At 68.1% G+C, this 26,988-nt stretch carries 25 protein-coding genes, 1 tRNA gene and 1 pseudogene; 12 read left to right on the forward strand and 15 right to left on the reverse strand.

Translation table 11 applies throughout. The annotated features are described in order from the left end of the window. Positions 1–46: 46 nt before the first annotated feature. Positions 47–745, reverse strand: a complete 699-nt coding sequence (locus tag KIT89_RS06530) for a hypothetical protein (RefSeq protein WP_297603812.1) — start codon at positions 743–745, stop codon at positions 47–49. A gap of 119 nt (positions 746–864) precedes the next feature. Beyond that, positions 865–1,410 carry a hypothetical protein gene (locus KIT89_RS06535; RefSeq protein ID WP_297603813.1) on the reverse strand — a complete coding sequence of 182 codons (546 nt, stop codon included), beginning with the start codon at positions 1,408–1,410 and terminating at the stop codon, positions 865–867. Between the two features lie 153 nt (positions 1,411–1,563). Here KIT89_RS06535 and KIT89_RS06540 point away from each other — a divergent pair, with 153 nt between their 5' ends. Both KIT89_RS06540 and KIT89_RS06545 read left to right on the forward strand, forming a co-directional pair. Then, positions 1,564–2,211, forward strand: coding sequence for a TetR/AcrR family transcriptional regulator (locus KIT89_RS06540; protein WP_297603814.1), 648 nt, complete (start codon positions 1,564–1,566; stop codon positions 2,209–2,211). A gap of 21 nt (positions 2,212–2,232) precedes the next feature. After that, on the forward strand, positions 2,233–3,447 hold the full coding sequence (locus tag KIT89_RS06545; RefSeq protein WP_297603815.1) for an aminotransferase class I/II-fold pyridoxal phosphate-dependent enzyme: 1,215 nt from the start codon (positions 2,233–2,235) through the stop codon (positions 3,445–3,447). Here KIT89_RS06545 and KIT89_RS06550 read toward each other — a convergent pair. Beyond that, positions 3,444–4,256: a carbon-nitrogen hydrolase family protein gene (locus KIT89_RS06550; protein WP_297603816.1), complete on the reverse strand. Its 813-nt coding sequence runs from the start codon at positions 4,254–4,256 to the stop codon at positions 3,444–3,446. The two genes, KIT89_RS06545 and KIT89_RS06550, sit on opposite strands and share 4 nt — an antisense overlap. 47 nt (positions 4,257–4,303) lie before the next feature. Here KIT89_RS06550 and KIT89_RS06555 point away from each other — a divergent pair, with 47 nt between their 5' ends. The 6 genes from KIT89_RS06555 (at position 4,304) to KIT89_RS06580 (ending at position 9,262) form a co-directional block, all read left to right on the forward strand. After that, positions 4,304–5,188 (forward strand): ribokinase, encoded by an 885-nt coding sequence (locus KIT89_RS06555; protein ID WP_297603817.1) that lies wholly within the window; start codon positions 4,304–4,306, stop codon positions 5,186–5,188. Between the two features lie 64 nt (positions 5,189–5,252). After that, the gene (heR, locus tag KIT89_RS06560; RefSeq protein ID WP_297603818.1) at positions 5,253–6,056 is read left to right on the forward strand and encodes a heliorhodopsin HeR; all 804 of its coding nucleotides are present in this window, start codon (positions 5,253–5,255) and stop codon (positions 6,054–6,056) included. A 15-nt stretch (positions 6,057–6,071) separates the two neighbouring features. Beyond that, the gene (locus KIT89_RS06565) at positions 6,072–6,383 is read left to right on the forward strand and encodes a hypothetical protein (protein ID WP_297603819.1); all 312 of its coding nucleotides are present in this window, start codon (positions 6,072–6,074) and stop codon (positions 6,381–6,383) included. 308 nt (positions 6,384–6,691) lie between these two features. After that, positions 6,692–7,537: a phosphatase PAP2 family protein gene (locus tag KIT89_RS06570; protein WP_297603820.1), complete on the forward strand. Its 846-nt coding sequence runs from the start codon at positions 6,692–6,694 to the stop codon at positions 7,535–7,537. A 106-nt stretch (positions 7,538–7,643) separates the two neighbouring features. Beyond that, positions 7,644–8,504, forward strand: a complete 861-nt coding sequence (locus KIT89_RS06575) for a fumarylacetoacetate hydrolase family protein (protein WP_297603821.1) — start codon at positions 7,644–7,646, stop codon at positions 8,502–8,504. Next, entirely contained in the window at positions 8,501–9,262 is a 762-nt protein-coding gene (locus KIT89_RS06580) for an SDR family NAD(P)-dependent oxidoreductase (RefSeq protein ID WP_297603822.1), read from the forward strand. The genes KIT89_RS06575 and KIT89_RS06580 overlap by 4 nt, the downstream gene beginning before the upstream one ends. Positions 9,263–9,266: 4 nt before the next feature. Here KIT89_RS06580 and KIT89_RS06585 read toward each other — a convergent pair whose 3' ends face one another. The 7 genes and pseudogenes from KIT89_RS06585 to KIT89_RS06610 all read right to left on the reverse strand — a co-directional run bounded on the left by KIT89_RS06585 (position 9,267) and on the right by KIT89_RS06610 (position 16,639). After that, positions 9,267–10,115, reverse strand: a complete 849-nt coding sequence (locus KIT89_RS06585; protein WP_297603823.1) for an amidohydrolase — start codon at positions 10,113–10,115, stop codon at positions 9,267–9,269. A 71-nt stretch (positions 10,116–10,186) separates the two neighbouring features. Then, positions 10,187–10,263, reverse strand: a tRNA-Met gene (locus KIT89_RS06590). 101 nt (positions 10,264–10,364) lie between these two features. Further along, entirely contained in the window at positions 10,365–11,591 is a 1,227-nt protein-coding gene (locus KIT89_RS06595) for a GAF domain-containing protein (RefSeq protein ID WP_297603824.1), read from the reverse strand. Between the two features lie 93 nt (positions 11,592–11,684). Further along, complete coding sequence (locus KIT89_RS06600) at positions 11,685–12,014, reverse strand: hypothetical protein (protein WP_297603825.1); 330 nt, start codon at positions 12,012–12,014, stop codon at positions 11,685–11,687. Between the two features lie 59 nt (positions 12,015–12,073). Then, a pseudogene (locus tag KIT89_RS13595) lies at positions 12,074–12,484 on the reverse strand (class I SAM-dependent methyltransferase); the annotation flags it as partial. A 91-nt stretch (positions 12,485–12,575) separates the two neighbouring features. Then, complete coding sequence (locus KIT89_RS06605) at positions 12,576–15,455, reverse strand: UPF0182 family protein (RefSeq protein ID WP_297603826.1); 2,880 nt, start codon at positions 15,453–15,455, stop codon at positions 12,576–12,578. A 74-nt stretch (positions 15,456–15,529) separates the two neighbouring features. Continuing rightward, on the reverse strand, positions 15,530–16,639 hold the full coding sequence (locus KIT89_RS06610) for a S16 family serine protease (RefSeq protein ID WP_297603827.1): 1,110 nt from the start codon (positions 16,637–16,639) through the stop codon (positions 15,530–15,532). Between the two features lie 113 nt (positions 16,640–16,752). Between KIT89_RS06610 and KIT89_RS06615 the strand changes: the two genes are divergently transcribed. Then, the gene (locus KIT89_RS06615) at positions 16,753–18,156 is read left to right on the forward strand and encodes a zinc-dependent metalloprotease (RefSeq protein ID WP_297603828.1); all 1,404 of its coding nucleotides are present in this window, start codon (positions 16,753–16,755) and stop codon (positions 18,154–18,156) included. Between the two features lie 391 nt (positions 18,157–18,547). After that, on the forward strand, positions 18,548–19,438 hold the full coding sequence (locus KIT89_RS06620; protein ID WP_297603829.1) for a hypothetical protein: 891 nt from the start codon (positions 18,548–18,550) through the stop codon (positions 19,436–19,438). On the opposite strand, the gene KIT89_RS06625 is transcribed toward KIT89_RS06620, so the two are convergent. Both KIT89_RS06625 and nudC read right to left on the reverse strand, forming a co-directional pair. Next, positions 19,323–21,029 carry an ATP-dependent helicase gene (locus KIT89_RS06625; RefSeq protein WP_297603830.1) on the reverse strand — a complete coding sequence of 569 codons (1,707 nt, stop codon included), beginning with the start codon at positions 21,027–21,029 and terminating at the stop codon, positions 19,323–19,325. The two genes, KIT89_RS06620 and KIT89_RS06625, sit on opposite strands and share 116 nt — an antisense overlap. Continuing rightward, a complete protein-coding gene (gene nudC, locus KIT89_RS06630) occupies positions 21,026–21,991 on the reverse strand; it encodes an NAD(+) diphosphatase (RefSeq protein ID WP_297603831.1) in 966 nt (321 codons plus the stop codon). The genes KIT89_RS06625 and nudC overlap by 4 nt, the downstream gene beginning before the upstream one ends. 116 nt (positions 21,992–22,107) lie before the next feature. Between nudC and KIT89_RS06635 the strand changes: the two genes are divergently transcribed. Next, positions 22,108–23,115 carry a phosphotransferase gene (locus KIT89_RS06635; protein WP_297603832.1) on the forward strand — a complete coding sequence of 336 codons (1,008 nt, stop codon included), beginning with the start codon at positions 22,108–22,110 and terminating at the stop codon, positions 23,113–23,115. A gap of 1 nt (position 23,116) precedes the next feature. Here the strand turns inward: KIT89_RS06635 and KIT89_RS06640 are convergent, their stop codons facing one another. The 3 genes from KIT89_RS06640 to KIT89_RS06650 all read right to left on the reverse strand — a co-directional run bounded on the left by KIT89_RS06640 (position 23,117) and on the right by KIT89_RS06650 (position 25,670). Next, positions 23,117–23,824, reverse strand: a complete 708-nt coding sequence (locus KIT89_RS06640) for a gamma-glutamyl-gamma-aminobutyrate hydrolase family protein (RefSeq protein ID WP_297603833.1) — start codon at positions 23,822–23,824, stop codon at positions 23,117–23,119. Then, positions 23,821–24,102 carry a hypothetical protein gene (locus tag KIT89_RS06645; protein ID WP_297603834.1) on the reverse strand — a complete coding sequence of 94 codons (282 nt, stop codon included), beginning with the start codon at positions 24,100–24,102 and terminating at the stop codon, positions 23,821–23,823. Before KIT89_RS06645 ends, KIT89_RS06640 begins: the two co-directional genes overlap by 4 nt. An 80-nt stretch (positions 24,103–24,182) precedes the next feature. Further along, positions 24,183–25,670, reverse strand: coding sequence for an APC family permease (locus KIT89_RS06650; RefSeq protein WP_297603835.1), 1,488 nt, complete (start codon positions 25,668–25,670; stop codon positions 24,183–24,185). Between the two features lie 239 nt (positions 25,671–25,909). Between KIT89_RS06650 and KIT89_RS06655 the strand changes: the two genes are divergently transcribed. Next, positions 25,910–26,722: an acetoacetate decarboxylase family protein gene (locus tag KIT89_RS06655; RefSeq protein ID WP_297603836.1), complete on the forward strand. Its 813-nt coding sequence runs from the start codon at positions 25,910–25,912 to the stop codon at positions 26,720–26,722. The last annotated feature ends 266 nt before the right edge of the window (positions 26,723–26,988 follow it).

Below are 26,988 nucleotides of genomic sequence, written 5' to 3' on the forward strand. Positions count from 1 at the left end.
TATTTGCCCCGCCTGAACGCTCTCTTTCGCTTCGCTCAGCGCCGCACTAGCATCCGGGGCCGGCGGGCGGCTGCGCGCAGTGCCGGTCGACGAGCACGGTGACAGCGTCGCCCGCGGTGGCGACGAGGCGGTTGGCGGGCAGCACGACGATGCCGCTCAATCGCACCCACCCTCCGCCGGCGAAGCGGTACTCGGCGGTGTATTCGACGTCGAGGTCGATGAAGTAGGTTCCGGATGCCCGATAGACGTGGCTCGTCGGCGTCGGGTCGAACTCGGCGAGGCCGAGAGCCTGCCACGGAGCGCCCTTGGTGAGCAGGCGAGCAGCCGAGCCGTCTCCGTAGCGCCACCGGTACGCCACGGGAGTGAACCGCACCTCGGCCGGCGACCCGAGCAGCTGACCGGCGACGACGTGCCGGTCGATCAGCGCGTAGAAGTTGGTGTCGAGCCCGACGATCATCCAGCCGTCTGGCTGCATGCGCTGCGTCGCCGGTTGCGGCCTGAAGTGGGCGATATCGCTGAGCGTGAGGGGCGGGATGCCCGGCGCAGCCTCGCCCCCCTCACCCGGCCTCTGCGGGCCCTGGCCGTAGCAGAGGCCCGGCAGAACCTCGGTGCACGGAACCTGCGGCGCGGCCGAACCGCCCGAGCCTCCCGACCCTGCAGAGCCGCCGCCTGACCCACCGGGCGACCCGGGAGCCGACTGGTTGCCCGTCAACGTCGCTCCCCCGCCGCCGACCTCGCCGCTCACGTTCGGGCAGCCTGTGCCGAACTGCGTTGAGTCAGAACATGCGCCCGACGCACTCGCTGCGTTCGCCGAGGAGCCCACAATCATCAAGATCGCAGTCAGTCCAACCGTGACTAGATGCCTCAGCATGAGGTTTCATTGCTCCAGAAGTCGCGTTCACTGACCAGTGCCTGACCCTGTTCAAAGACTACGGATGCTTCAAAGACGGTGTATCCGGGTCGATCGTCTGTCGTAAGCGAGTTCCCGTCAGAGTCGATCAGCTCGACGCCCGTTATGTCCTCACAGAAGTATGCGATCACCGTAGTGTTCGAGACGTCGATAAACACCTGCTGCAGCTCGGACCTCGCAAGCACACGCGATGCGGACAGGCGAAGGCCGTCCGCCAAGAACTCCATAACACTTTCACGAGCCGAGTCGAGTGCTTGGCCAACAGCAACTCTGTCTAGTTCGGCATTGACTTGCCGAGGGGCTTTCAGCAACTCGTCAAGAGCCCCAAGGTACTCTTCATAAGCCTCCGTCGCCGCGGCGAGCGCCTCCTCGTCTGAGGCGAAGAGCGGAGCAGCCGTCGGGCTCGGCTCCGCCGCGGGCAGCCGCGTCGTCTCGACGCAGGCCGCGAGCGATACGACGAGGGCGATGGCGAGAACTGCACGGCCTGAGCGTCTGAGCATGCAGGTCACGGTAGAGAATGCGTGAGCATCCCGAGCGGTCTTTCCACATGGCGTTCGCACCCCGAACTGGGTGCACAGAATCGTCTACCGCTGAACGTATGATGCAGTAACGCACCAATCACACCCCCACCGAATGATTGAGGCATACACCCCATGTCACACACGAACCTGATCGACGTCGACTCTGTGCTCGACGCAGCAGCCGACATCATCACGAACGACGGATACGCCTCGGTCACCGTGGCGTCGATCGCGTCGCGCGCCGGGCTGAGCGAGGCCGACGTGCAGTCGGTGTTTCCGACGGCGAACGATGCGCTGGTCGCCATGCTCAACCGCGAGTTTCAGGGCATGTACGGCAACATCGTCGAGAACATCGAGCGCGACCCGCGCGGCGGGCTGCTCTCACGCATGTACACCTACATTCTTGCGTCCGTCTACGAGCGCCCGCTCGCGAAGGCGCTCTTCGTCATCGACCGTGACGCCCTCAACTCGATCATGCGCAACTCGCACAGCTTCGCGTACACGCCCAATGTTGGCATTCGCAGCGAGCTCATCGAACGCCTGCAGATGGTCGGCATGGTGCGCACCGACGTGGATGCCCACATCGTGTCGAGCGTGCTCTCATCGTGCTCGGCCGGGCTCGCCCTGACGGCGCCCCACGACGACCTCGATTCGATCATCGACGGACTCGCCACGCTGCTGTCGCGCGGTGTCGACGCCGACGTCGACGACACCTCGCCGGGCAAAGCCGTCTTCTACGAGTGGGCGACGAGCCTCACTCTTCCGAAGGGCGCCGCCTGAGCCTCTCGATACGCTGGCCGTATGGCCGACGACGCTCACGCAGCCCACGCACCCTGGAAGCGCACCGCGGCAGCCGCGGGGCTTGTCGACGCTGAGGGCCAGGCTCGCCCCACGATCTTCGCCGAGATGTCGGCGTTGGCCGCGGAGCATGGCGCCATCAATCTGGGCCAAGGCTTTCCAGACGACGACGGCCCCGCCGAGGTTCTCGAAGCCGCTGTCGAGGCGATCAGGGGCGGCATCAACCAATACCCCCCAGGGCGCGGGTTCGCCGACCTGCGCCACGCCGTCGCCGAGCATCAGCAGCGGTTCTACGGCCTTGACGTGAACCCCGAGTCGGGCGTGCTCGTGACGGCGGGCGCCACCGAGGCGATCGCGGCGAGCCTGCTCGCCTTCGCGGGCCCCGGTGACGAGGTGATCACCTTCGAGCCCTACTACGACGCCTACGCGGCCGTGATCGGGCTCAGCGGCGCACGGCAGGTGACCGTCAGACTGCAAAGCCCCGACTTTCAACCGGTGCCGGCCGAGATCGACGCCGCCTTCAGCGACCGCACCCGGCTCGTCGTGCTGAACTCGCCGCACAACCCCACCGGCTCGATCCTCGAGCGCGAGCACATCGAGCGCATCGTCGCGCTCGCGGCGAAGCATGACGCGGTGATCGTGAGCGACGAGGTCTACGAGCACCTCGTCTACGACGGGCGCCGCCACGTTCCGGTCGCCGCGGCGGCGGGTGCTGCCGAGCGCACCCTCACGGTGTCGAGTGCGGCGAAGACGTTCTCGGTGACGGGCTGGAAGATCGGCTGGGTGACCGGCCCGGCCGCGCTCATCGACGCGGTGATCGCCGTCAAGCAGTGGCTCACCTACGTCAACGGCGCCCCTTTTCAAGGCGCAGTCGCGACCGGCTTGCGCATGCCCGATGAGTTCTTCGACGAGCTGCGGGCCACCCTGCAGCGTCGACGCGACCTGCTCGCGGCGGGACTCATCGACGCCGGCTTCTCGATCGCCCCGACCGCGGGGTCGTACTTCATCGTCGCCGAGCCGCCGGCAGCGCTCAGCCTGGGCGATGCGGCCACGAGTGCACGGGCGCTCGCGCTCGACCCGGGCGTGGTGTCGATTCCGTTGAGTGCGTTCGGCAGGTCAGACGGCGGCGTCAGCCAGACCGCCCTGCGCTTCGCCTTCTGCAAACCAGACGACGCCATAGCCGAAGCGGCGCGGCGCCTGCAGACCCTGCGCCGTTAGGCCGGCTCGACTCGGAATCGGCGCAACTGCAGCGCGGGGTTGAGACGGCGCACCTCATCGAGGTGGGCGCGCGAGACGGGGGCGACCGCAGCATCCGTCGCCGTCTCGATCGAGGCGAGCAGCTCGCCACGCGCGTCGACGATCATGCTGTGCCCGACCCCGACGGGGGGAATGTGGTCGGCAGCCGCCACATAGACGGTGTTCTCGATGGCGCGCGCCGTCACCAGGGTCGTCCAGGCGTGCACCTTGCCGGGGCCGGCGACCCACTCGCTGGGCACGAGCACGAGCTCGGCCCCCGCGTCGACGAGGCGGCGCGTCACTTCAGGAAAACGCAGGTCGTAGCAGGTCTGGATGCCCACGCGCAGCCCCAGCGCTTCGAACACTCGGGGCGGCTCGATGCCGCCGGGCTCGGCCCAGTCAGACTCGGTGGCTCCGAACGCGTCGTAGAGATGCAGCTTGCGCGAGACGCTGAGCAGCGTGCCGTCTGGCCCGACCGCGACGATCGTGTTGCGAAAGCGGTCGTCGCGCGTGCCCGTCTCGATGAGGCCGGCGACGATGATGGAGCCCGTCTCACCGGCGAGGTCGGCGAGGCCGGCGACGAAGGGCCCGTCAAGGTTCTCAGCGGCCGCCAGCCAGTCGGGGCCCAGCTTCGGGGTGAAGTACGACGAGTACTCCGGAAAGACGATGAGCCCCGCGCCTTGCTCGACCGCCCGCAGGGCGAGCGCCCGCATGCTCGCGAGGTTGACCGCGCGATCGGCGACGGGGCCGAACTGGCAGACGGCGACGGCGTGGGCGGTGGGCGAAGTCACGGCCCTCAGCCTAGGTGCGACCCGACCGCTCTGCCACGATAGAGACCATGGTCGCCTCGCTCATCGTTCTCGGCTCAGCCAACACCGACTACACCGTGCTCGTCGAGCGCCACCCCCTGCCGGGCGAGACGCTGCTCGGCGACGAGCTCGTCGTGGCGACGGGCGGCAAGGGTGCCAATCAGGCTCTCGCGGCTGCGCGGTCGGGCGCGATGCCCGTCTTTCTCGGTGCCGTCGGAGATGACGCCAACGGTCGGCAGATGCTCGACGCGCTGGGGTCGGGAGGCGTCGACGTGTCGAGTGTCGCCGTGGTCGACGACGCACCGACGGGCATCGCCCTCATCACGGTGTCGCGCGACGGCGAGAACACGATCGTCGTCGCGGCAGGAGCCAACGCGCGAGTCAACGCACATGAGGTCGAGGCTGCGCTGCGCGCGGTTGCGGGGCCAGGCACGGTGCTGCTCGCGCAGCTCGAGATTCCGCTGCAGGTGGTGGTCGAGGCGGCCGCGATCGTCGACGAACTGGGCGGGCGAACGGTGCTGAATCTGTCGCCGAGTCGTGAGATTCCGGATGCCCTGCTCGAGCTCTGCGACCCCCTGGTGGTCAACGAGGCCGAAGCCCACGACCTCACCGGCCTGACCGTCGACTCAGTCGATCACGCCACGGCCGCGGCCGCCGCGTTGCTCGAGCGCTGCCGCAGCGTCGTCATCACGCTCGGTGGCGACGGCGCCGTCTTCGCGGCGCCGGGTGCCAGCGGCCACCTGCCAGCGCCGCGAGTCACCGTCGTCGACACCACCGGTGCCGGAGACGCCTTCGTCGGCGCCCTGTGCGCAGAGCTCGCCGATGGCGCCGACCTGCGCACCGCCGCGAGTCGGGGCGTCGATGCTGGAGCCGCCGCCGTGCAGTGGCTCGGAGCCCAGCCGCCCCGCGCCTGAATCGAGTTCAACTCCCACGCGCGAGTGCTAGCGTCGGCCGCACATCTCACGAAGGAGTGCAGTCATGGCGCAGAAGGTCTACACCCCCGAGCAGCAGATCGACAGGCTGCGCATCTACAACATCGTCGCCGGAACCGCCCACCTGCTGCAGGCGATCGGCTTCGCGATCGTGCTCACCATGCTGAGCACGCAAGTGCTGTTCGCCGTCACCGCCGACTACCTGGCTGGCCCTCCCGGCGTGCCGATCCCGCCCGAGCGGGTCACGCTGTTCGAGGTCAACATCGGCATCGGCGTCGTCGCCTTCCTCGCGCTCAGCGCGTTCTTCCACTTCTTCATCTCGAGCCCGTGGTTCTTCGGCCGCTACAAGAACGGACTGCTGCAGAACCGCAACTACTTTCGCTGGACGGAGTACGCGCTCAGCTCGTCGATCATGATCTGGCTCATCCTCGCCATCAACGGCGTCACCGACATCGGCGCGCTGTTCGCCGTCTTCGCGGTCAACGCCGCAATGATTCTGTTCGGGGCATTGCAAGAGAAGTACGAGCAGCCCGGCTCGGGTGGCCTGCTGCCGTTCATCTTCGGCTCGATGGTGGGCATCGTGCCCTGGATCTTGGTGCTCATCTACTTCTTGCGCCCGGGCAGCGAGAGTGAGGTCGCGCCGCCCGCGTTCGTCGTGGGCATCGTCATCTCGCTCTTCATCTTCTTCAACACCTTCGCGATCAACCAGTGGCTGCAGTACAAGCAGGTTGGCAAGTGGAAGAGCTACTTGCAGGGCGAGCGCACCTACATCACACTGAGTCTCGTGGCAAAAACCGCGCTCGCCTGGCAGGTGTTCTCAGGCGCCATCATTCCCGCGATCGCATCGTGACGACAGCGTGTCGCCATGTCTGATTACGAATTCTCCGTCTCGGTTCTCGCAGAAGACGGCGGCCCCGACGCGCCGCTCCGCGAACGATTCGCGACCGTCATCGCCTACCGTCTCGAACTGCTCAACGAACGAGACGGCACCTACCCGGCCGTGGGCGACTGGTTCGACTTTCTCGACTCGTTCGATGGCCCGTTCGCCTGGCAGATGACCGATGAAGAGTTCGAGGCCAACCCGCCGACCCGCGTCGACTTCGAGGTTGTCGGAGTGACCCCGACCGAGGCGGCAGGCTCGGGCCTCGTCACGGTGACTGCTCGACTCGCATCGTAGCGATGACGCTCGTCAACTCACGAGCGGCCGGTGCTCTCAGTCAACCCGAATGAGTGAGAGCACCGACCGTGTCGAGCGGCGTGCGATCGCGAACCTGAAGGGGGGCGGTCGCGCACGCCCAGGCGGGTCCCCTACCCGACGCGCCCATCGTCGCGCGTAGCGCAGAGGGTCGCAAGCACCGACGGGCCTGAAGCTTCGCAAAGCGAATACCGGGGGCTCGCCTCGCGTCTGCCGGCTGCGCCTGACTGCTCGTGCTGCGCCGGTAGCCTCGAGAGCGTGCGGAATATCGACAGAGACCGGGGGCCGGCATGAGTGCGTCAGCCTCACGTCGACCGTCTGCCGCACTCATCGCACTGCTGGCGGGCGCCAGCGTCGTGGCACTGTGGTGGGCGTTCATCACCACGTCGACCGGTCAACGCATCGAAGGAGTCGCGCTCGACAGTTCTCTGATCGGCAGACGAACGCTCGCGGCTCCGACGCTCGCGGTGCTCGAGCTGCTCTCGCTGCCGTTTCTCGCCATCGTGACACTCTGCGGAGTCGCCGTGACGGCCGCGCGTCGACACTGGATGCTGGCGGTCGCTATTCCCCTGTTCGTCTTCGCAGCGAACGCGACGACGCAGGTGCTCAAGAACGTCGTGATCACTCGCCCCGACTTCGGGCTCGCACACGACTACGGCAACTCCTTTCCGAGCGGGCACACCACGGTGGCCGCCACTGCGGCGGTCGTCGCGATTCTCGCGGTTCCGTCGGCGTGGCGCTGGTTGGCGGCCGTGCTCGGTTGGGGCTTCGCCGCGATCACCGGCATCGCCACCATGGTCAACGGTTGGCACCGGGCATCAGATGTGGTCGCCGCCCTGCTCGTCGCGCTCGCGTGGGCCGCCCTGACGCTCGCGGTGATCGGCCCGCAGCCGTCGTCGCCACGAGGGTCGACTGCCACAGTTGTCACCTCGCGACTGCTCACCCGCGCCGGGGTCGTGGCCGCGGCGCTCGCCACTGTCGCGCTGGTGATCACGTTGTGGGGCGTCGAGGCGCTGGGCTCGACCGCACGAGTGGCGCTCATCATCGCGTACGCGGGCGCATGGTCGGCGGTGGCCGCGATCAGCTGCCTGGCGGCGGCGATTCTGCTGCGTTTGAGCACGTCGCAGGCTCGGTGATCGATCAGCTCATTGCCCGATAGACATCGGATGTTTATACTGGGCGTGGATCGTGCACCCCCACTGCGGCAACCCGCTGCATTCGAGACCAGTCGGCAGGAGTTTTATGAAGTTCGCCAGGCTCGGCGAGGTCGGTCGAGAAGTGCCGGTGGTCTTCCACGACGGTCAGTACTTCGACCTCAGTTCATTGACATCCGATGTTCACGGAGACTTTCTTGCTGACGACCCTGTCGGTCGCACCTCGGCAGCGCTCCGAGCCGGCACGCTGCCGCTCATGGTCGAGGCTGAATCGTTGCGCATCGGCGCTCCGATCGCACGCCCGAGCGCTGTGGTGTGCATCGGATTGAACTACGCCGCGCATGCGGCGGAGTCGGGAACCGCACCACCCGACGCCCCCGTCATGTTTCTCAAGACCCCGAACACCGTCGTCGGACCGAACGACACGATCACCATTCCTCGAGGAAGCACCGCCACCGACTGGGAGGTCGAACTGGGCGTCGTCATCGGCCGTCGAGCCGCTTACCTTGAATCACCGGACGACTCGAACGCGCACATTGCGGGGTACGTCGTCGCGAACGACCTCTCTGAGCGCACCTTTCAACTCGAGGTCTCTGGCGGCCAGTGGTCGAAAGGCAAGTGCGCGCCCGGCTTCAACCCCACCGGGCCGTGGCTCGTGACGCCCGACGAGGTCGACTCCACGGCGCTGAGACTGCGAAGCTTCGTCAATGGCGCACCGCGACAAGACTCGTCGACTGCCGACATGATCTTCAGCGTCGACCAGATCATCTGGCATCTGTCGCAGTATCTGACGCTCGAGCCCGGCGACCTCGTGCTCACCGGCACCCCAGAGGGTGTCGCGCTCTCTGGCCGGTTCTCATACCTTGCGCCCGGCGACGTCGTCGACATCGACATCGAGGGTCTCGGCCATCAGCGTCAGCACTTCATCGCCTGGGAGGCCGCCCGATGACCGCGCCGCAGTTCGACGGCCTGGTCGCCGTCGTCACGGGCGGGGCGTCAGGAATCGGGGCGGCTATCGTCGCGCGGCTTCGCGAGCACGGCGCGATCGTCGCCGTGCTCGACCGCGACATCGCGCACGCCGATACCGCAGTGTCGGCCTTCCATGCCGATGTCTCAGACCGTCGAAGCGTCGATGCCGCCATGGCAAGCGTCGGTGAGCGCTTCGGGCGCATCGACATTCTCGTCAACAACGCGGGCATCGGCGCGCAGGGTGACATCACAGCGAACGACGACGACGAGTGGGCCAGAGTGCAGTCGGTCAACGTGACCGGAATCGCGCGCACGTCAGCCGCGGCGATGCCCTGGTTGCGCCGATCGCCGAGTGCCGCCATCTGCAACATCGGCTCGGTCGCCGCAATCGTCGGAATGCAGCAGCGCGCCCTCTACAGTGCGACGAAGGGGGCTGTCGTGGCGCTCACGCGCGCCATGGCCGCAGACCATCTGCGCGAGGGCATTCGAGTGAACGCCGTGAACCCCGGAACGGTCGACACCGAGTGGGTCGCCAGGCTGCTCGGCTCGGCCGAGAACCCTGCCGCAGAGCGCGCAGCGCTCGAAGCGCGTCAGCCGCACGGACGACTCATCGAGGCCCTCGAGGTGGCCGATGCAGTGCTCTACCTGGTCAGCCCGCTCTCTCGCTCGACGACGGGAACCTGCGTCGAGGTCGACGGCGGCATGGCTGCCCTCCGACTGCGCCCCGCGGCAGGGTGACGACTCACGCCACCTGATAGACGCGTGCAGCGTTCGACCAGAGAATCGCGTCTGCGCGGTCGCTGACGCGGTCGGCCAGCCAGTCTGTCACCGTCGTGAACCATCGACCGTAGTCAGGCGAGACCGGCCAGTCGCCGCCGAACAGCAGCCGCTCAGGGCCGAATGCATGCAGTGCTGCGTCGAGATAGGGCCACAGTTGCTCTGCGCGCCACTCACCGCGGATTTCGGCGGGCAGCCCCGAGAGCTTGCACCATGTGTTGGGGCGCTCAGCGAGAGCGCGCAGGTCGTCGAGCCACGCCACAACACGAGCCTCTGCGGGCTGCTCATGCATGCCCATGGGCGGCTTACCGAGGTGATCGAGCACGATCGACAACTCCGGAACCGCATCGGCGAGTGCGACCACGTCGCCGAGCTGACTCCACCGCACGCACGCATCGAACGTCAAACCGGCCCTCGCGACTCGCCGCGCTCCGTCGCAGAACTGACGGGTGGTGGCAAAACCGTCAGCCTCGTCTTGCAGAAGTCGCCGCACGCCCACCACGAGACGGCGGTGTGCCAGGGCGTCGAGTTCATCGTCAACAGCGTCACCGCGCTCGACGCCTGCGCGAGCGACGATGCCGCGAATACTGAGCCCCTCGCTCAGCGACGTGACCGAGTCGACCTCGAGCAGCGACTGCGAGGGCAGCGGATCAGCCTCGACGACGATGAACGAACGCTCCACCGTCGGCTGCACGCCGGCGAGCTCCTCGACGAGCTCGCTCGACGCGAATCGTCGTCGCAAAGGGCCGTCGAGCCACTCGTACGTCACGACAGCGGGATCCCAGAGATGCAGATGGGAGTCGAGAACGCGCATGACCGCTGCCTTTCGCAGAAGACCCCCGAACCGTGAGGTTCGAGGGTCTTCGTGGCCCTGAATCAGGACGATGGTTGCGGGGGCAGGATTTGAACCTACGACCTCTGGGTTATGAGCCCAGCGAGCTACCGAACTGCTCCACCCCGCGGCGCAGAGTCAAGCCTAGCAGGCTGATGAGGCCCAGAGCCAATCAGCGGCCGCGGCAGCCGTGCTGCAGCCGCCGCGATCACGCGGTCATGCGCGTGCGACTCACTGCTGCCCAGCAGCGCTCCACACGATGCCCTGAACCTTCTCGGCGAGCCCGCGCAGCAGACTGAGCTCGGCCTGAGTCGTGACCGGCCGAGACTTGGTGTCGATGACGCACAGAGCGCCGATGCGCCGACCGTGGGGGTCTTCGATGGGCACGCCTGCGTAGTAGCCCACGGTCTTGTTCGTGACGAAGGCGCTCGCCGCGAAACGCGGGTCGTGCGCGGCATCGGGCACCACCATGGCGTCGTCGTGCCGCACCGCCACGGCGCAGAACGACTGCTCGATCGGCACTGACTCGAGATCGAGACCATAGCGCGACACGTGCCACTGCGTGTCGGGGCCGAGAACTGTCACGAGCGCCGTGGGCGCACGAAAGCCCGAGGCTGCCATCTTGACGATCTTGTCGAGCGAGTCGGCTTCGCTGCGCAGCAGGCGAGCGAGCGACTCGCCGTCGTCGACCCCCGCCGTCACCCCATCGGCGATCGAACGGTGGCGCTCGCCCGAGTAGGCCAGCCCGTCGAGATGGTCGACGAGCTCGGCCGCGATCTGGCGCGCCCACAGATCGTAGTCTTCGGGAGTGCGTCGACCGAGCGACGCGCTCGGCTCGACATCGAGGGTGGGAAGCACGGTCGTGGTGACGGTATCGACCGTCGCGGCGATCTCGTCGGTCAGCCGATTGAGCGTGAGGGCCAGGCGATCGGCGAGCCGACCAGCGAGACCGGTGAAGATCGAGATCGAGCGAATGGGCTGAATGCCCACCATGAGCAGCAGGTTGCCCTGGCGCACGCGGGTCGACCAGATCTCGACGGCCCGCGAGATGCGGCGGTGCCACTCGCCCGGCGAGGTGAAACGCACAGCGTCGTTGGTGCCCACGGTCGTCACCACGGCGTCGTAGCGCTCGAGCTGGGCTCCGCCGAGCACAGCCGCGAGCGAGGCGGCTGTCATGTGCACATCGGCGATGACATCGACGATGCAACCACGACCCGTTCGTGCACGAACCGCCCGCGCAATCGCCCCGGGCAGGGCCAGGTCGTGCGACGACACACCCCATCCTGCGGCGGGCCCCGAGCCGATGAGCAGAATGCGGTCAGCCGACGGGCCGTCGGCCACCGAGCGCGGTTGGTCGAGAGGCCTCGGCATCATCGCGAGCTCGTCTTCTTTGATCGCCGCCCAGGCGCGCATGAACGGTCGAGCAGTGTGCAGTGCAGCGGCAATCAGTGCCGACACAGGGCTTCCTTCCAGGCCCCCCTTCGACCACCACGGTATCGACGCCGCGCACCGCCAGGAATCCCCACATGGGGTGACGCCCGAATGGGGGTGTCAGTCGCTGCGACGGGTCGCCGCGAGGCTCATGCCGAGCGGCAGCCACGCTGTGGCGGGCCACCCCCAGAGGCCGCCCTCACGCGGTTCGAGCACCGAGAACATCTGCCACGGAACCACGTCGTGCTCGTGCACGAAGTCGATGGTGAGCCCGGCATCGATGAGAGCGGTGATCGTCGCACCCAGGGGATGCATGAACTCGATGGTGCGCGTGTTCGTGATGCGAGCATCCGGGTCGGCATAATCGCCTTCTTCGTCGATGTCGATCGGAGCGTCATCGAAGTAGCCGAACCGTGCAGGCGGAAAGAGGGCGGGGCCGCCATCGAGCAAGGCGGCGGGAGCCCCGGCTGGGGCTCGTCGAACACGAAGGCCGACGGGTGCCCGTCGGCGAAGTAGAGCCTGCCGCCCGGCTTGAGAAACCAGGCGATGATGCGGGCCCACTCGGTGATGTCAGGCAGCCAGCCGATTGTTCCCCAGGTCGTGTACACGACATCGAAGCCCTCGGGCTCTGGCAGGGCGTGGCGGGCGTCGTAGACGTTGGCGCAGACGAACCGGGCGCGCTCAGAGAGCTCGAGCTCGGCGGCGAGGGCGCGCGCCTGCTTCACCGCGGGCATCGAGAAGTCGAGCCCCACGACGGTGGCGCCGCGCTGCGCGAGCGTGAGCGTGTCTGCACCGAAATGGCACTGCAGGTGCAGCACGCGCAACCCGTGCCAGCCCTCGGGCGCGATCAGCGGCAGCTCGGCCTCATCGATCGGCACGAGGGTTCCGGCACCCGCGCGCAGCTCGGTGAGGTCGTACATGTCGCTCGCGAGATGCACATCGACGAGCTCATCCCAGCGGGCCCGGTTGACCCGGGCCCACTGGGGAGCGTCGTCGGCAGCGCCCACCGGCCTAGTCGCTCAGCGCGATTGCCCGCTCGAGCGCCTCTTGCAGGCGCTCGTCGGCTTGAGCAGCCCCGACCAGGTCGTTGCGGGCGTACGCCGCTTCGCGCTCGAGCAGCGCATCGCGAGCGTCACGCAGTGCCTGCGCCAGAGCCGCCGAGATCTCGACGCCCGGCTCGCTCGGGTCGGTCGGCGCCGTCGGGTCGGTCGGGTCGACAGGCTCGACATCGCCGTCGCCGGCGTTCGCGCCCGAGTCGCCGCCGAACAGAGCGTCGAGCGCCTGATCGAGGGTGTCTTCGAAGGCGATCTCATCACCGAAGGCGACAAGAATCTTGCGCAGCAGCGGGAAGCTCGTCTCACCCGTCGACTGCACGTAGATCGGCTGCACGTAGAGGAAGCCTCCACCGACCGGCAGCGTCAGCAGGTTGCCGCGCAGCACCTCGGTCTCACCGCGCTGCAGCAGGGCCAGCTGGTTGGCCACCTCGGTGTCAGAGTTGAACTGGTTCTGCACCTGACCGGGGCCCGGAATCGTCTGCGACGGCAACGTCAGCAGCGTGAGCTTGCCGTAGTCCGGGCCCGGGTCGGCATTCGCCGCGAGGTAGCCGGTGAGCACGTTGCGCTCGTTGTCGCTCGCCGTGCGCGGAATGAACGTCGAGTAGAGCGTGAAGCCCGGCGACGAGGTTCCGGGCACCTGCATCGTGAGGTAGTAGGGCGGCTGCAGGGTGGGGTTCGCCGCCGACGAGATCGGGTCGTTCGGCGTGCGCCACTCGTCGTCGGTCGAGAAGAACGAACCGGGCTCGGTGACGTGGTAGGCCCCGAGAATGCTGCGCTGCGCCTTGAACAGGTCGGCCGGGTAGCGCACGTGCGACAGCAGGTCGTCACTCATCTCGTCTGCCGAGACGATCGTGGTCGGGAAGACCTTCTGCCAGGTCTGCAGAATCGGGTCTTCGGTGTCCCACGCGTAGAGCGTGACCGAGCCGTCGTATGCGTCGACCGTCGCCTTCACCGAGTTGCGGATGTAGTTGATCTGGTCGAGCGCGAACGCCGGCGGCGGCGTGTAGGTGTCGGCGATCGCCTGGCTCAGCGAGATCGACGTCGAGTACGGGTAGCTCGCCGTCGTCGTGTAGCCGTCGACGATCCACACGATGCGGCCGTCGACGATCGCGGGGTACGGGTCAGAGTCGAGCTTCAGGTAGGGCGCCGCCTTCTGCACACGGTCGAGCGGGTTGCGCTCGTACAGAATCTGCGAGTCGTCGGTGACGGCCTCAGACAAGAAGATCTGCTCAGACTGGAACTTGATCGCGTAGAGCAGTCGCTTGAACACGTTGTCGAGCGTCGGCCCGCCATCGCCGGTGAAGGTGTAGGTGGCGTTGCCCGCCTGCTCTGAACTGCCCTCAGACGGGAAGTCGAGCTCGAGCTCGGGGCCGCCCTCCGGCCCTCCGACGATCGAGTACACCGGCGACGATTCGCCGAAGTACACGCGCGGCTCGTACTCGCCGAGCTCATCGGTCAGCGAGCCGCCCGCCGGAATGCCGCCCTCGAGAAAGAGCGGGCGACCGTCGTCGGTGCGCTGATTGCCGTAGGCCGCGACCACGCCGTAGCCGTGCGTGAAGACGATGGTGTTGTTGTACCAGTTCTGCGAGGTCTGCCCCGCCGGGTTGAGCTCGCGCAGCGAGAGCACCGTGTCTTGAATCTGGCCGTCGATCTCGTAGCGGTCGACGTCGAGGAAGCGCGGGAACTGGTAGTACTGGCGGAACTGCTCGAGCTGCGCGAACGCCGTCGTGACCAGAGCAGGATCGATGATGCGGATGTTCGCAGTGGTCTCGGCGTCTTCACGCAGCGCCCCGGCCTCGGCGTCGACGACCGCGCTGTACGAGATCTCTTGCAGGTCTGCGACGCCGAAGGCATCACGAGTGGCATCGATGTTGCGCTGGATAAACGGCGCCTCGATGGTGCGAGCGCTCGGCTCGACCTGGAAGCGCTGCACGATCCACGGGTAGACGCTGCCGATCAGCAGACCGCTCACGAGCAGCAGGGCGGTGCCGACGATGGGCAGGCGCCAGCGGCCGATGATGGCCGTGATGATGAAGAGCAGTGCCACGAAGATGGCGATGCCGGCGAGGATGCCGCGGCTGGGAATCGTCGCGTTCACCTCGGTGAATCCCGCACCGATCGCGAGGAAGCCGTCGCTCGGCTGCACGACGGTGGCGTACTGGTCGAACCAGATGCTCACACCCTGCAGGGCGATGTAGATCGCGGCCATGATGGCCAGTTGGATGCGCGCGGTGCGCGAGATGCGAATCTCGCGACCGTTGACGCGGATCGCACCGTAGAGGTAGCTCGTCGCAACCGCGGCAAGAATCGAGATGAGCACGACGCCCGACGCGAAGCCGATGATGCCGCGGATGAACGGCAGCTCGTAGACGAAGAACGAGATGTCGAAGCCGAACTGCGCGTCGGTCGTGCCGAATGGCGTGCGGTTGAGCCACTGCAACACCATCTGCCACTGACCGGCCGCCGTGACCCCGGCGAAGAGACCCAGCACAGCGGGAATGCCCAGCATCGCGACGCGGCGCAGCGGCTCGACGACCTCTTGATAGCGGTCGAGCTGCGAGTTCAGCTTCGCGTAGACCGGTCGCCACCGGTAGGCGATCTGCAGGCTTGCCCAGACCGGCAGGAACATGCCGAGAAACCCGACGACGAACATCGCACCCGTCGCGATCCACTGCGTGGTCAGCACATTCAAGTAGCCGAGCTGATCGAACCAGAGGATGTCGGTGTAGACGTTCGCGAAGACGAAGAACAGCACCACGATCACACCGAGAACAACGGCGGAGATGGCGAGGGTCGAACGCGACCGATTGGCGGGGGGTGCAGCGGTGGACGTCACGGTTGTACTCCCGGGTTGTGAGGGGTGAGCCTCATCAGCCTACCGGGCGCGACTTGGCGATCGCCCAGAGCCGCCTAGCCCTCGCAGCGCGCGAGCTCGCCGAGACCGCTGTCGTCGGCGATCGCCTGCAGCACCCGGATGGCGTCGTCGAGCGTCGCCACCGCGAACACCTCGAGGCCCGCAGGCACGTTGCCGGCGACCTCGGCGCAGTTCGCCACAGGAGCCAAGAACCAGCCGGCGCCAGCACCCACGGCACCGTGCATCTTCTGCACCACTCCGCCGATGGCCCCCACGGTGCCATCGGCCGCGATCGTGCCCGTGCCCGCCACGTCAGCGCCGCCCGCGAGCGACCCAGGGGTCAGCTTGTCGATGATGCCGAGGGCGAACATCATGCCGGCGCTCGGGCCGCCGACGTTGTCGAGCTGAATCTCGACATCGAACGGAAAGACGTACTCCCCCGCGATCAGCACGCCGATCACGGGCACTCGAGGCTCGCCGTCGCTCAGCACCGGCGTGATGCTCACCGTGCGATCCGACCCCGAACGGCGGATGCCGATCTCGACGGGGCCCGCAGTGCCGTGGGCGGCGATCGCGGCGCGCAGCGCCGTGACATCCCGAACCGGTTCGTCGGCGACGGTCAGAATGATGTCGTCGCTGCGCAGCGTGCCCTCGGCCGGGCTGTCTGGCACGGTGTCGGCCACGCGAAGCTGGCTCTCGTACGGCTCGCCGATGGCGCGCAGGGCTGCGGCGATGGCCTCTTGCTTCGAGTTCTCCATGTCGAGGCGACTCTGCTCGCGGCGCTGCTCGGTGCTGACGCCAGGCGGAAAGATCGAGTCGACGGGCACCACCGACTGCGACGGGTCGACCCAGGCCCGCATGACGTCGAACCACGACGGCGACTGCTCGCGGTTGCCGAAGACATTGACCGTCAGCAGACTCAGCGACCCCGTCGTGTCGAAGGTCGGCTCGGTCGGAATCTGAATGAGCGGCACCTCGTTGCCATCGATCGTGACGACGCCGAGAGTGTCGAACACGGGCCCCGGCCGCTCGATGACATAGGGCGATGGCAGCACGGCCAGGCCGAACACGCCGAACAGGGTCAGCGCCAGCAGCAGCCAGCCGACGCGTCGACCGCGCAGACGGGCATCGGCGGCGGCGTGCGCATCGTCGGTGAACAGGCTCACCGGGCTCCTCTCGACACGGCCGAATGGCGTTGTTCGCCCACGGCGCAGGGGCACCGGGTCAGCCTAGGCGAAAACCCACCAGACGCCGAGGTGCGGCCACTAGCGTAGAGAGCATGGCTGACGATTCGCTTGGCGGCGCCGACGACGAGTTTCGTGAGATGCTCGCCAAGTTCTTGTCGGGGGAAGGCGAGCTCGACCCCTCGAAGCTCGCAGGGGCCGCAGGCCTGCCCACCGACCCGCTCATGGTCGCGCGCCTCATGGGGCAGCTGCAGAAGGCGATGAACGCCAACGCAGACGGAGTCGACTGGCAGCTCGCACGCGACGAAGCCGGCCGCATCGCGGCACAGGGCTCGATTCGCTCGAGCGGCGCAGAACTCGACCAGCTGCGGCAAGCGCTCAACGTCGCCGCCCTGTGGCTCGACGAGGCCACCTCGATCACGCAGCTCACCTCAGAGCCCACGCTCATGACCCGCGCCGACTGGGCCAGGCTCACCCTGCCCGTCTGGACGCAGCTCGCCGAGCCCGTCGCGACCTCGATCGCCGACTCGCTCACCACCGTGCTCGACGAGCAGATGCCCGAAGAGCTCAAAGGCATGGTGGCGAACGCCGGCCAACTCATGCGATCACTCGGCGGCACGCTCTTCTCGATGCAGCTCGGCCACGTGGTCGGGCAGCTGTCGGCAGAAGTCGTGTCGGGGGGCGACATCGGCATTCCCCTGCTGCCAGGCCGAGACGACCACGACGTGCAGGCTGCACTCATACCCCAGAACCTCGCCGCGTTCGGTGCCGGCCTCGACATCGCGCCCGATCAGGTGCAGCTCTACCTGGCCGTGCGCGAGCTGGCGCATGCCCGGTTGTTCCGTCACGCGCGATGGCTGCGCCTGCACCTCATCAGCGCGATCACCGACTATGCCAAGGGCATTCGCATCGACACCGAGCGCATCGAGTCGCTCGCCGCCGAGTTCGACCCCGCCAACCCCGAGAGCCTGCGCGAAGCGCTCACCTCGGGTGCCCTGATTCCGCCCAAGAGCGACGCCCAGGTCGCCGCGCTCGGCCGGCTCGAGACCACGCTCGCCCTCATCGACGGCTGGGTCGACGTCGTGACCGCGAGCGCCACCGCACGACTGCCTCGCGCCGACGCCATCGCCGAGACCGTGCGGCGACGTCGTGCGGCGGGAGGCCCGGCCGAGAGTGCGTTCTCGACCCTCGTCGGCCTCGAGCTTCGACCCAGACGCCTTCGCGAGGCGGCGGCCTTCTGGCGTGCCGTCGAAGACGCCGTCGGAGCCGAGCAGCGCGACGCCCTCTGGGCTCACCCCGACCTGCTGCCGGGCTCAGACGATATCGACGACCCCAGCCGGGTGATCGCCTCGCTCTCGGGCACCGCAGACGCGAGCGCCGATGCCCTCGACCAGGCGTTGAGCGACCTGCTCGCCGACGACGGCGGAGCCCGCCCGGTCGAAGGGGCGCCCGGCGAGGCGCCAGACGAGCCGCCGGGGCCGGACGAGCCGACGGCGTAGGTAGGCGGCGCGGGGTGCCGCGCGCGGTGCTGTTGGGCGCGGTGCAGCGGGGCGCGGGGCCAGATGCGGTGCGGCGCGGTGCTCGTCGAACCCGTGCACATGAGGCGTCGATCGGTCACTCGTTGTCGGCGACGCGATGCATTGCGACAACAACTGACCGATGGAACGTTTCAATGACGGTGCAGGTGCTGCCGGGCGGCGTGCCGGGCAACACCGTGCACATGAGGCGTCGATCCGTCACTTGTTGTCGGTGACGCGATGCATTGCGACAACAACTGACCGATGGAACGTTTCAACGACGGTGCAGGTGCTCCGAGGGCGCGGCGGGGGCGGTGCCGCGGGCTGTGGAGGCCTCGCGCGGCGATCGAGCGAGCACCGCATCATGTGCGGCATGATTCTGCGACTCGACGACCGCCGGCCCATCGTCTGGAGAACTCCGCACTGCGTGCAGATCGGCGTCGACCCGGTGGCCGCGGTGCTCGACGGGGTATCAGACGGCGACGCGCGGCTCATCGCGGCGCTCGGCGTGGGGGCGAGCCGGGAGGCCCTCCGTGCGCTCGGCGCCCAGGCCGAGGTGCCCCCGCACCGGGTCGACGAGGTGCTGACGGCGCTGGCTCCGGCGCTCGAGCGCGAGCAGCGCGCACCGCGTGCCGCGCAGCGGCCGCCCCTCGCGATCGTCGGCAGCGGGGCGATGGCCGCGCGGGTGGCGGGAGTGCTGGGTGAGGCGGGGCATCCGGTCGCCGTCGGAGCGTCGGTCGAGCGGGTCGGGGGCAGGCGACCTGCCGCGGCCGTGCTCGTCAGCGCTCACGTGGTCGACCCGCTCGCCCACCAGCGCTGGCTGCGCCGTGACATCGCGCACCTGCCCATCGTGTTCGGCGAAGTGGCGGTGACGATCGGGCCGCTCGTTGTTCCGGGTCGAACCGCGTGCCTGACCTGCGCAGAGCGGCATCGCGCGGCGCGCGACGAGGCGTGGCCCGCGATCGCCGCGCAGCTGTGGGGCAGGTCGGCGAGCACCGAGACGGTCGCTCTCGCGACCGAGGCGGCGATCGAGGCGGCCCGGCTGCTGCGAAAGGCGCGCAACGGCACCGCCGTGCGCCTCGACACCGAGACGAGCGACCGCACCGAGAACGACGTGAGCGGCATCGAGCAGTGCGGCTGCCGCGAGCTCAGCGCTGCGCCGGCGCCCGAACCTCGTCGAGAAACCGGCTCGCGGCACGCTCTGCGCGCGACGACGACTGGCGCTGCGCCCACGACAGTTCGAGCACCCTTCGCGCTCGCGTGATGCCCACGTAGACGAGCCGCCGCTCTTCATCGATTGCCTCGAGGCTCTGCGCGAAGCTGATCGGAATAAGCCCCTCGCTCAGGCCGACGATGTAGACGACATCCCACTCGAGGCCTTTCGCGGCGTGCAGGGTGGCGAGCGTGACGGCCGACCTCGTGGGGGCGTGCTGCTGCTGCTGGCGGCGCTGCAGCTCGCGCACGAAGTCGACGAGGGTCGTGCCCGCCGGCGCCTCTTCGGCGAGCCCGATGAGAGCGTTGAGGCTCTGCCACTTGGCGTGCTCGGCTCCCCCGCCCTCGGGCGGGTCTTGCCGCCAGCCGAGCCCTCTGATGACGTCGCTGACACTCTTGAACAGCGGCTCATCGGTGATCGAGATCGAGGCGCCCCGCAGCAGCATGATCGCCTGCTTGACCTCGATCTGGTCGAAGTAGCGGCTGTCGGCGCGCGACTGCACTGGCACCCCGAACCGGCTGAGCGCCGACTCGAGCGCGATCGACTGCGTGTTGATGCGGTAGAGCACAGCGATCGACTCGGGCGGTGTTCCGTCGGCGATGCGCTGCGCGATCGACTGGGCGACGGATGCCGCTTCGTCGGCATCGTCGACGAAGCGACGCACCGCGGGCGCCGGGCCGCGATCGCTGCCATCACCCGCCGCGTGCAGCGTCAGGGCTCCGGGTCTGCCGCGCATGAGCCGGTTCGCGAGCGTGATGATGGGGGCCGTCGAGCGGTAGTTGTCTTCGAGGCGCACCACCCTCGCCTCGGGATACTCAGAGCCGAAGCGCACGAGGTAGTCGCTCGACGCTCCGGCGAACGAGTAGATCGTCTGCGAGGCGTCACCGACCACGCACAGCTCGCGCCTGCCGCCGAGCCACAGCCCCAGCAGGTCGTGCTGCAGCGGCGACACGTCTTGATATTCGTCGACGACGAAGAAGCGGTATTGCGCCCGAACCTGGTCGGCGACGCGCGGCTCGCTCTCGATCATGCCGGCGGTGGCGAGCAGCACGTCTTCGAAGTCGATTTGCTTGCGCTCGTCTTTGAGCTGCTCATACTGACGCTGCAGCGCGGCCATCGCGTCGACGCTGAGCCTCGCCGGCAACGAGCGGCTGCCTGCCGCGCGCGCATAGGCGTCGATCGACATGCGGTTGACCTTTCGCCACTCGATCTCGGCTGCGGCGTCGCGCAACGACGCGGTGTCGAGGCTGAGTTTGAGCGCCGCGGCGGCTTGACCGAGCAGGGCGCCTTTGCTGTCGAGCACGCGCGGCGGGGTGCCGCCGACGACGATCGGCCAGAAGTAGTGCAGCTGACGCAGCGCCGCAGAGTGGAAGGTGCGCGCCGCGACCCCCTCGGCGCCCAGGGCCCGCAGGCGGCCGAGCAGCTCGCCCGCCGCGCGCGTCGTGAACGTGAGCGCCATGACCCGGCTGGGGTCGTAGGCGCCCGTCGCGACGCCGTAGGCGATGCGGTGCGTGACGGCGCGCGTCTTGCCGGTGCCTGCGCCGGCGAGCACGCAGACGGGGCCGAGCAGCGTCTCGGCCACCTCACGCTGTCGCTCGTCGAGCTCGGCGAGCAGCCGTTCGGCGAGGGGGGCGTCGCTCACGGAGCGTCCAGGCGGCCGCCGAACCAGTCTTCGATGATCGCACGGGCGATCGACGTGCGACCCGGCAGCAGGATCTGGTCGAGACTCGCCACCAGCTCGTCGCGACTGAACCAGCGCAAGTCGAGAATCTCGGTGCCGTCTGGCCTCAGTTCATCAGCATGCGCGGGGTCGAGTGTGGCCCTGAAGCCGAGCATGAGCGACGCCGGAAACGGCCACGGCTGCGAGCCGACATAGACCGGATCGATGATGCGCAAGCCCGTCTCTTCGTGCACCTCGCGCACGACGGCGGCCTCGAGCGACTCGCCCGGCTCGACGAAACCGGCGAGCAGTGAGAACCGATTCGACTCCCACAAGGCGTTGCTGCCGAGCACGATGCGATCGTCTGGGTCGGTGATGCCCACGATGATCGCCGCATCGGTGCGCGGAAAGAGCTCGGTGCCGTCTCGAGAGTCGATGCGCACCCAGCCGCCCTTGACCGACTCGGTGGGGTTGCCCGTGCGGGGCGAGAACTGGTGGGTCGCGTGCCAGTTGGCGATGCCGAGCGCCTCGATGACGAGCCCCGCATCACGATCGCCCCAGCGGTGCCCGAGGGTGCGGGGCGAGCCCCACAACGCCACGTCGGGCTCGAGTGCTGGGCCCGCTTCGTCGTCGAGCACCACTGCGACGATGGGCGTACCGGCGGCGACATCACCCTCGTCATCGATCGTTCGGCCGAGATAGATGTGCAGGGCATCGGCCGGCACAGCCCCCCACGGCAGAAACCGCAGTGCTGGGGCCAGAGCCGCATCCGTCGCCGCTGCGTCGACATCGGCCAGCAGCACTTCGCCGCGCCACAGGGCGATGACCCGCGTCGACGCGTCGTCGGCGAGCTCGGCGAACAGGTGGGGGCGCTCGCGGCCCACGTGGTCGCGGTCGATGCGGTACCGCGCCAGGGGCAGCCGGTGCGTCAGTGAACGGTGCATGCACGACCTCTCGACGATTGCGGGCGGCCCGTGCGCCCGACACTGACGACGGTTCAGCACCCGCCCGAGGCGTGGCGCACGCGACCGTCAGCCACCGGGCAACCTACCCTGTCGGTATGTCACGCCGCTCTCCGCTCACTCTAGCCGCGCTCGCAACCTCGGCAGTGCCGGGCCTCGACGTGACGCATGCGGCACCGCTGGGCGGCACCGGCGGCGACGTCGACTCAGCGCTGCTGAGTGCTCGAGACGGTCGCACCCTCGTCATCAGAGTGCCGCGCACGGCCGCCGCGGAGAGCGAGCAGTCTGCTGATCTGGTGGCCATTCGGGCGCTCAGCGACGGCGTGCGCGCCCGACTGCCGTTCGGGGTGCCGCGCATGCTCGGTCAGGCTCCGCTCGACGGCACGCGAGCCGTGGTCTCAGAGTTCGTCGACGGCACGCCCCTGCTGCTCGAGCAGGTGACTCCCGGCATCGCCGCCTCGATCGGGCAGGCGATCGCCGCCATTCACGCCCTGCCCACGAGCGTCGTCGCCGACGTCGGGCTGCCGCAACTGCGCGCCATCGACGTCATGCGTGAATCGGCGACGACCCTCGACCGCGCCGCCGCCACCGGGCTCGTGCCCGCAGCACTGCTGCACCGCTGGGAGCTCGCCGTCAACGATTCGAGCCTCTGGCAGTTCACGCCCACCGTCATCAACGGCTCGCTCAGAGCGTCGTCGTTTCTCGTCGTGGGCGAGTCGGTGACGGGGCTGCTCGGGTGGGCCAGGCTGCAGGTCGGCGACCCCGCCCGTGATCTGTTCTGGATGCTCGGCTCGAGTTCGCCCGCAGTGCCCGAGAGCGGCTTCGACGCGTATCACCAGTCGCGCGGAGTGCACGACCGACAGGTGGGCAGGCGCGCGGTGCTCGCAGCCGAGCTCGAGCTCGCCCGCTGGCTGCTGCACGGCACCGAACGCCGATCGACCGAGATCGTCGACGACGCCGTCGACATGCTGCACGCACTGCTCGACCGCGTCAGCGGCGACCTCACCAACCCGCTCACGGCAGAACCCGCGGTCGCCGCGGGGCTCGACGAGGTCGACGAGCTGCTCGAGCGCGGGGCGCCGCGCTCGCCGAGCTCGGGCTACTGAGCTAGCGGCTCGCGGCCGCGGCGACGAGCGCCTCGAACAACCGCAGATCGTCTGGCGTCTCTTCGGGGTGCCACTGCACCGCCACACCGAACGTCATCGCGTCGACCTCGACGGCCTGCACGACGCCGTCGTCGCCGTGCGCCGTCACGGTGAGACCCTCGGCCACCCGGTCGATCGCCTGGTGGTGATAGCTCTTCACCGTGAGGCTTTCGCCCAGAATCTGCGCCGCGCTCGTGCCGGGCACCGTGATGACCGGGTTGTCGGCGAACACCGCGTTGCCGTAGCTGTAGCGGTTCGACCCGAGCACGTCGGGCAGGTGCTGAATGAGCGTGCCCCCCAACGCGACGTTGAGCACCTGCAGCCCCCGGCAGATGCCGAAGAACGGCAGGTCGCGCTCGATCGCGGCCAGCACGAGGGCGACCTCCCACGCGTCGCGGTCGGGCCGCGGGGCGTCGTTCTCGGGGTGCGGCTGCTGGCCGTACAGCCGGGCGTCGACGTCTTTGCCACCGGTGAGCATGAGGCCGTCGATGCCGTCGAGCACGCGCGCCACCACCTCGGGCGTCGGCGGCTGCGGTGGCAGAGTGACCACCGCGGCCCCCGCACCGATGACGCAGTCGCTGTACACCTGCGGCAGCATGCTGCCAGGGCGGCTCCACAACCCCATCACGACCGGCTCGAGGTACGTCGTGACCCCGATGGCCACGGTCACGCGGCGTCGCCCCCCGAAGCACCGGCAGCGCGTCGCGCGATGATCGCGCGGCTGCGATGCACAGCACGAACGAGTTCGGGCTGACGGATGCCCAGCTCTTGACTCACGTCGCTGTAGGTGCGGCCCTGCAGCAGCACACCGGTGGCGGCGGCCTGCAGGTCGTGCGGCAGCTCTGCGATCGACGCCTCGAGCTCGGCACGGTCGAGTGCGGCGACGAGGTGCTCGTGGCGAGCATCCGTCTCGTCGATCACGTCGAGATCGAAGTCGTCGTCACGCATGGTCTTCTCCTTGTGTCAGAAAGCCCACCGGGCGGTCGGATCGGCGACCGCCCGGCGAGCGTCAATGAGCAGTCAGTGCCTCAAGACGCGAAGTCTTTCACCAGCTGCTCGTTCTCTTTCTTGTTGATGAGCGCCACGATGTAACCCACCACGAGCGCGATGAAGGGCAGCAGCACCAAGAACCAGCCGAGCGGGTCGAGCAGCCAGGAGCTCTCGGGCAGCGACGGGTCGACGCCTTCGGGCACCGTGCCCGCCAGCAGGTTGAACCGCGACATCAGCAGGTAGAGGCCCAGCGCCAGAACGATCGCCGACAGGGCCGGCGCGATCTTCGTCACCCACAGGTTGCCGGTCTTCTCGCGCACGAAGTACACGATCACGGCGATGCTCACCAGAATCTCGACGAGCACGATGGCGATGACCGTGATCGAGCTCATCCAGAAGAACAGGTTGAGCACGGGGTCGAAGCCGACGATCGCGAAGATGATCATGACGAGAGCGGCGATCGACGAGACGATGATGACGCCCGCCTGCGGTGCGCCTGCCTTGTTGGTGGTTCCGACGCGTGCCGGCAGCACTCCACCGCGCCCGAGGGCGAAGAAGTAGCGCGCGGCCGCGTTCTGGAACGCGAGCAAACCGGCGAACAGGCTCGTGATGATGAGCACGGCCATGATGACGACCGCCCAGCCGCCCGCATACTGGTCGGCGAGGCTGAACAGCACGCCCTCCGGAGCGGCGAGCCCGTCAGAGCGCTCGAGCACCTCGTCGATGAGGTTCGAGCGGCCCAGACCGGTGACCATCGCGAGCGAGACGATCGCGAACAGTGCCGTGATGACACCGATCGCCACGTACGTCGCGATCGGCACCGTGCGCTTCGGGTCTTTCGACTCTTCGCCGTAGATCGCCGTCGCTTCGAAGCCGATGAAGCTCGCGAACGCGAAGGCGAGCGCGATGCCCGCCGTGCCGGCGAAGCCGCCAGCGAAGATCTCGGTCGGGCTGAACGAGGCGGCGAAGTCGATGCCTTCGGGGCCACCGGCGATGTAGATCGCGAAGCCGACGACGAGCAGGATGAGAATCTCGAGGGTGAGCAGCACTCCGAGCACCTTGGCGCCGATGTCGACGCTCAGCAGCGACAGACCGCTCACGATGAGCCACGCCAGCAGCGACCAGACGAACCAGGGCAGGTCGACGCCGAGGCCCGCCATCGTGCCGCCGACGACGGCGCCGAAGAAGCCATAGATGGCGAGCTGGATGGTGATGTAGGCGGTCAGCGCCGTGAAAGCGCTGGCGACACCGGCGTTGACGCCGAGGCCTTTGCCCACGTAGGCGAAGAAGGCGCCCGAGTTGGTCATGGTGCGGCTCATCGCCGCGTAGCCGACCGTGAAGAGCAGCAGGGTCAGGCCGACCGCGAGGTAGGCGCCAGGCACAGCCGCGCCGTTGCCGAGCACCATCGCGACGGGCACAGCGCCCGTCATGCCGATGAGCGGGGCCGATGCGGCGACGACGAAGAAGACGATGCCGATGACGCCGAGCTTGCCTGACTTCAAGGTTGAGGTGGGGGTGTCAGTCATGAATCCATAACTCCTCTTTGAGTTGGGGTGGATCGTTCGTATCAAAACGACCTGGCACAAGAGTGCTGTACTCAGTCGCGCGCGTCAAGCAGCGATGCTCGCCGATATCGCCGATGTGCAGCATTTTCGGCCGAACTTTCGCGCCATGGTGCGAGAAACGGGCGACATCGATGGCGGCTCGGCGGAGCATCCCGAATTGCCTATCGTTTGTTTACGAATGATTGGGTAGCCTGACTCGCATGGCTGACCTCAACGGATTTCTCGCCCCCCAGACTCCGAGCGGCGCGAGCGCCCTCGTGCCCGACATGCCCTGGTACTACTCGGGCACGCTGCTCACCGCCGAGTACCGCACCGACCCCGCCAACGTCGCGGCACTGCTGCCCGACGGCCTCGAGCTCGCCGACGACGACCCAGGAGCAGTGGCGCTCATCTGGGCCGACTGGCAGTCGTGTTCGACCGGCGGCGCCGAGCTGCTCGACCCTGTGCGCTCGCAATACCTCGAGACGTTCGCGGTCGTACGCGTCAAGCACGAGGGTGTGACCTACACGCGCTGCGTCGCCATCTGGGTGACGAAAGACTTCGCGATCGGCCGCGGGTGGTTTCAGGGGTACCCGAAGAAGCTTGGGAGCATGGCCGTCACGCGCGTGTTCAACGTGGGCAAAGCATCCCCCCGCCTCGCGCCGGGTGCGCGCCTCGGCGCCTCGCTCGCGGCCTACGACCACCGCCTCGCCTCGCTCGTCGTGACGCTGCGGGCACCCAGCGACTCGAACGGCTTCGTCAACGGCCACCCCATGCTGCATTCACGGTGGATGCCCTCCATCACCCCCGGCGCTGGCAACAGCCTCGACCAGCTCATCACCATGAGCACGACCGACGCCGAGATCGGTGAGACCTGGGTCGGAGACTTCGAGCTCGAACTGCACGACTCCCCCTGGGACGAGCTCGCGTCGATCTTGCCGGTGCACGAGAAGATCGCGGCGTACTACCGCGAGGTGGGCGTGACGTTCAACGGGGGGTCGCTCGTCGAGGACCGGTCGAAGCCTTCGGTCTGAGGTCGTCGGCGCGGGAGGAGCTTCTGCCTTTCAGCAGACTCCCCAATTGTAGGAGTCAGCGCTAGCGGCCCACGCGTGCCAGACGTGGGATCTGCCGGGTTTGTCGTGGCCAACAGACGACTACGGCGATCACCGCGCCCACCAGAGCGACAGCGACGGTGATGACTGACGCAGTCGCGTCGAAGTAGCTTGCTCCGAGTAGAAGCCACCAGGCCACGAGCGCAACGGACCAACCCACCACTGCTGCCGCAACAACTGCAACAACA

Source organism: Microcella sp. (assembly GCF_025808395.1).
Classification (GTDB): domain Bacteria; phylum Actinomycetota; class Actinomycetes; order Actinomycetales; family Microbacteriaceae; genus Microcella.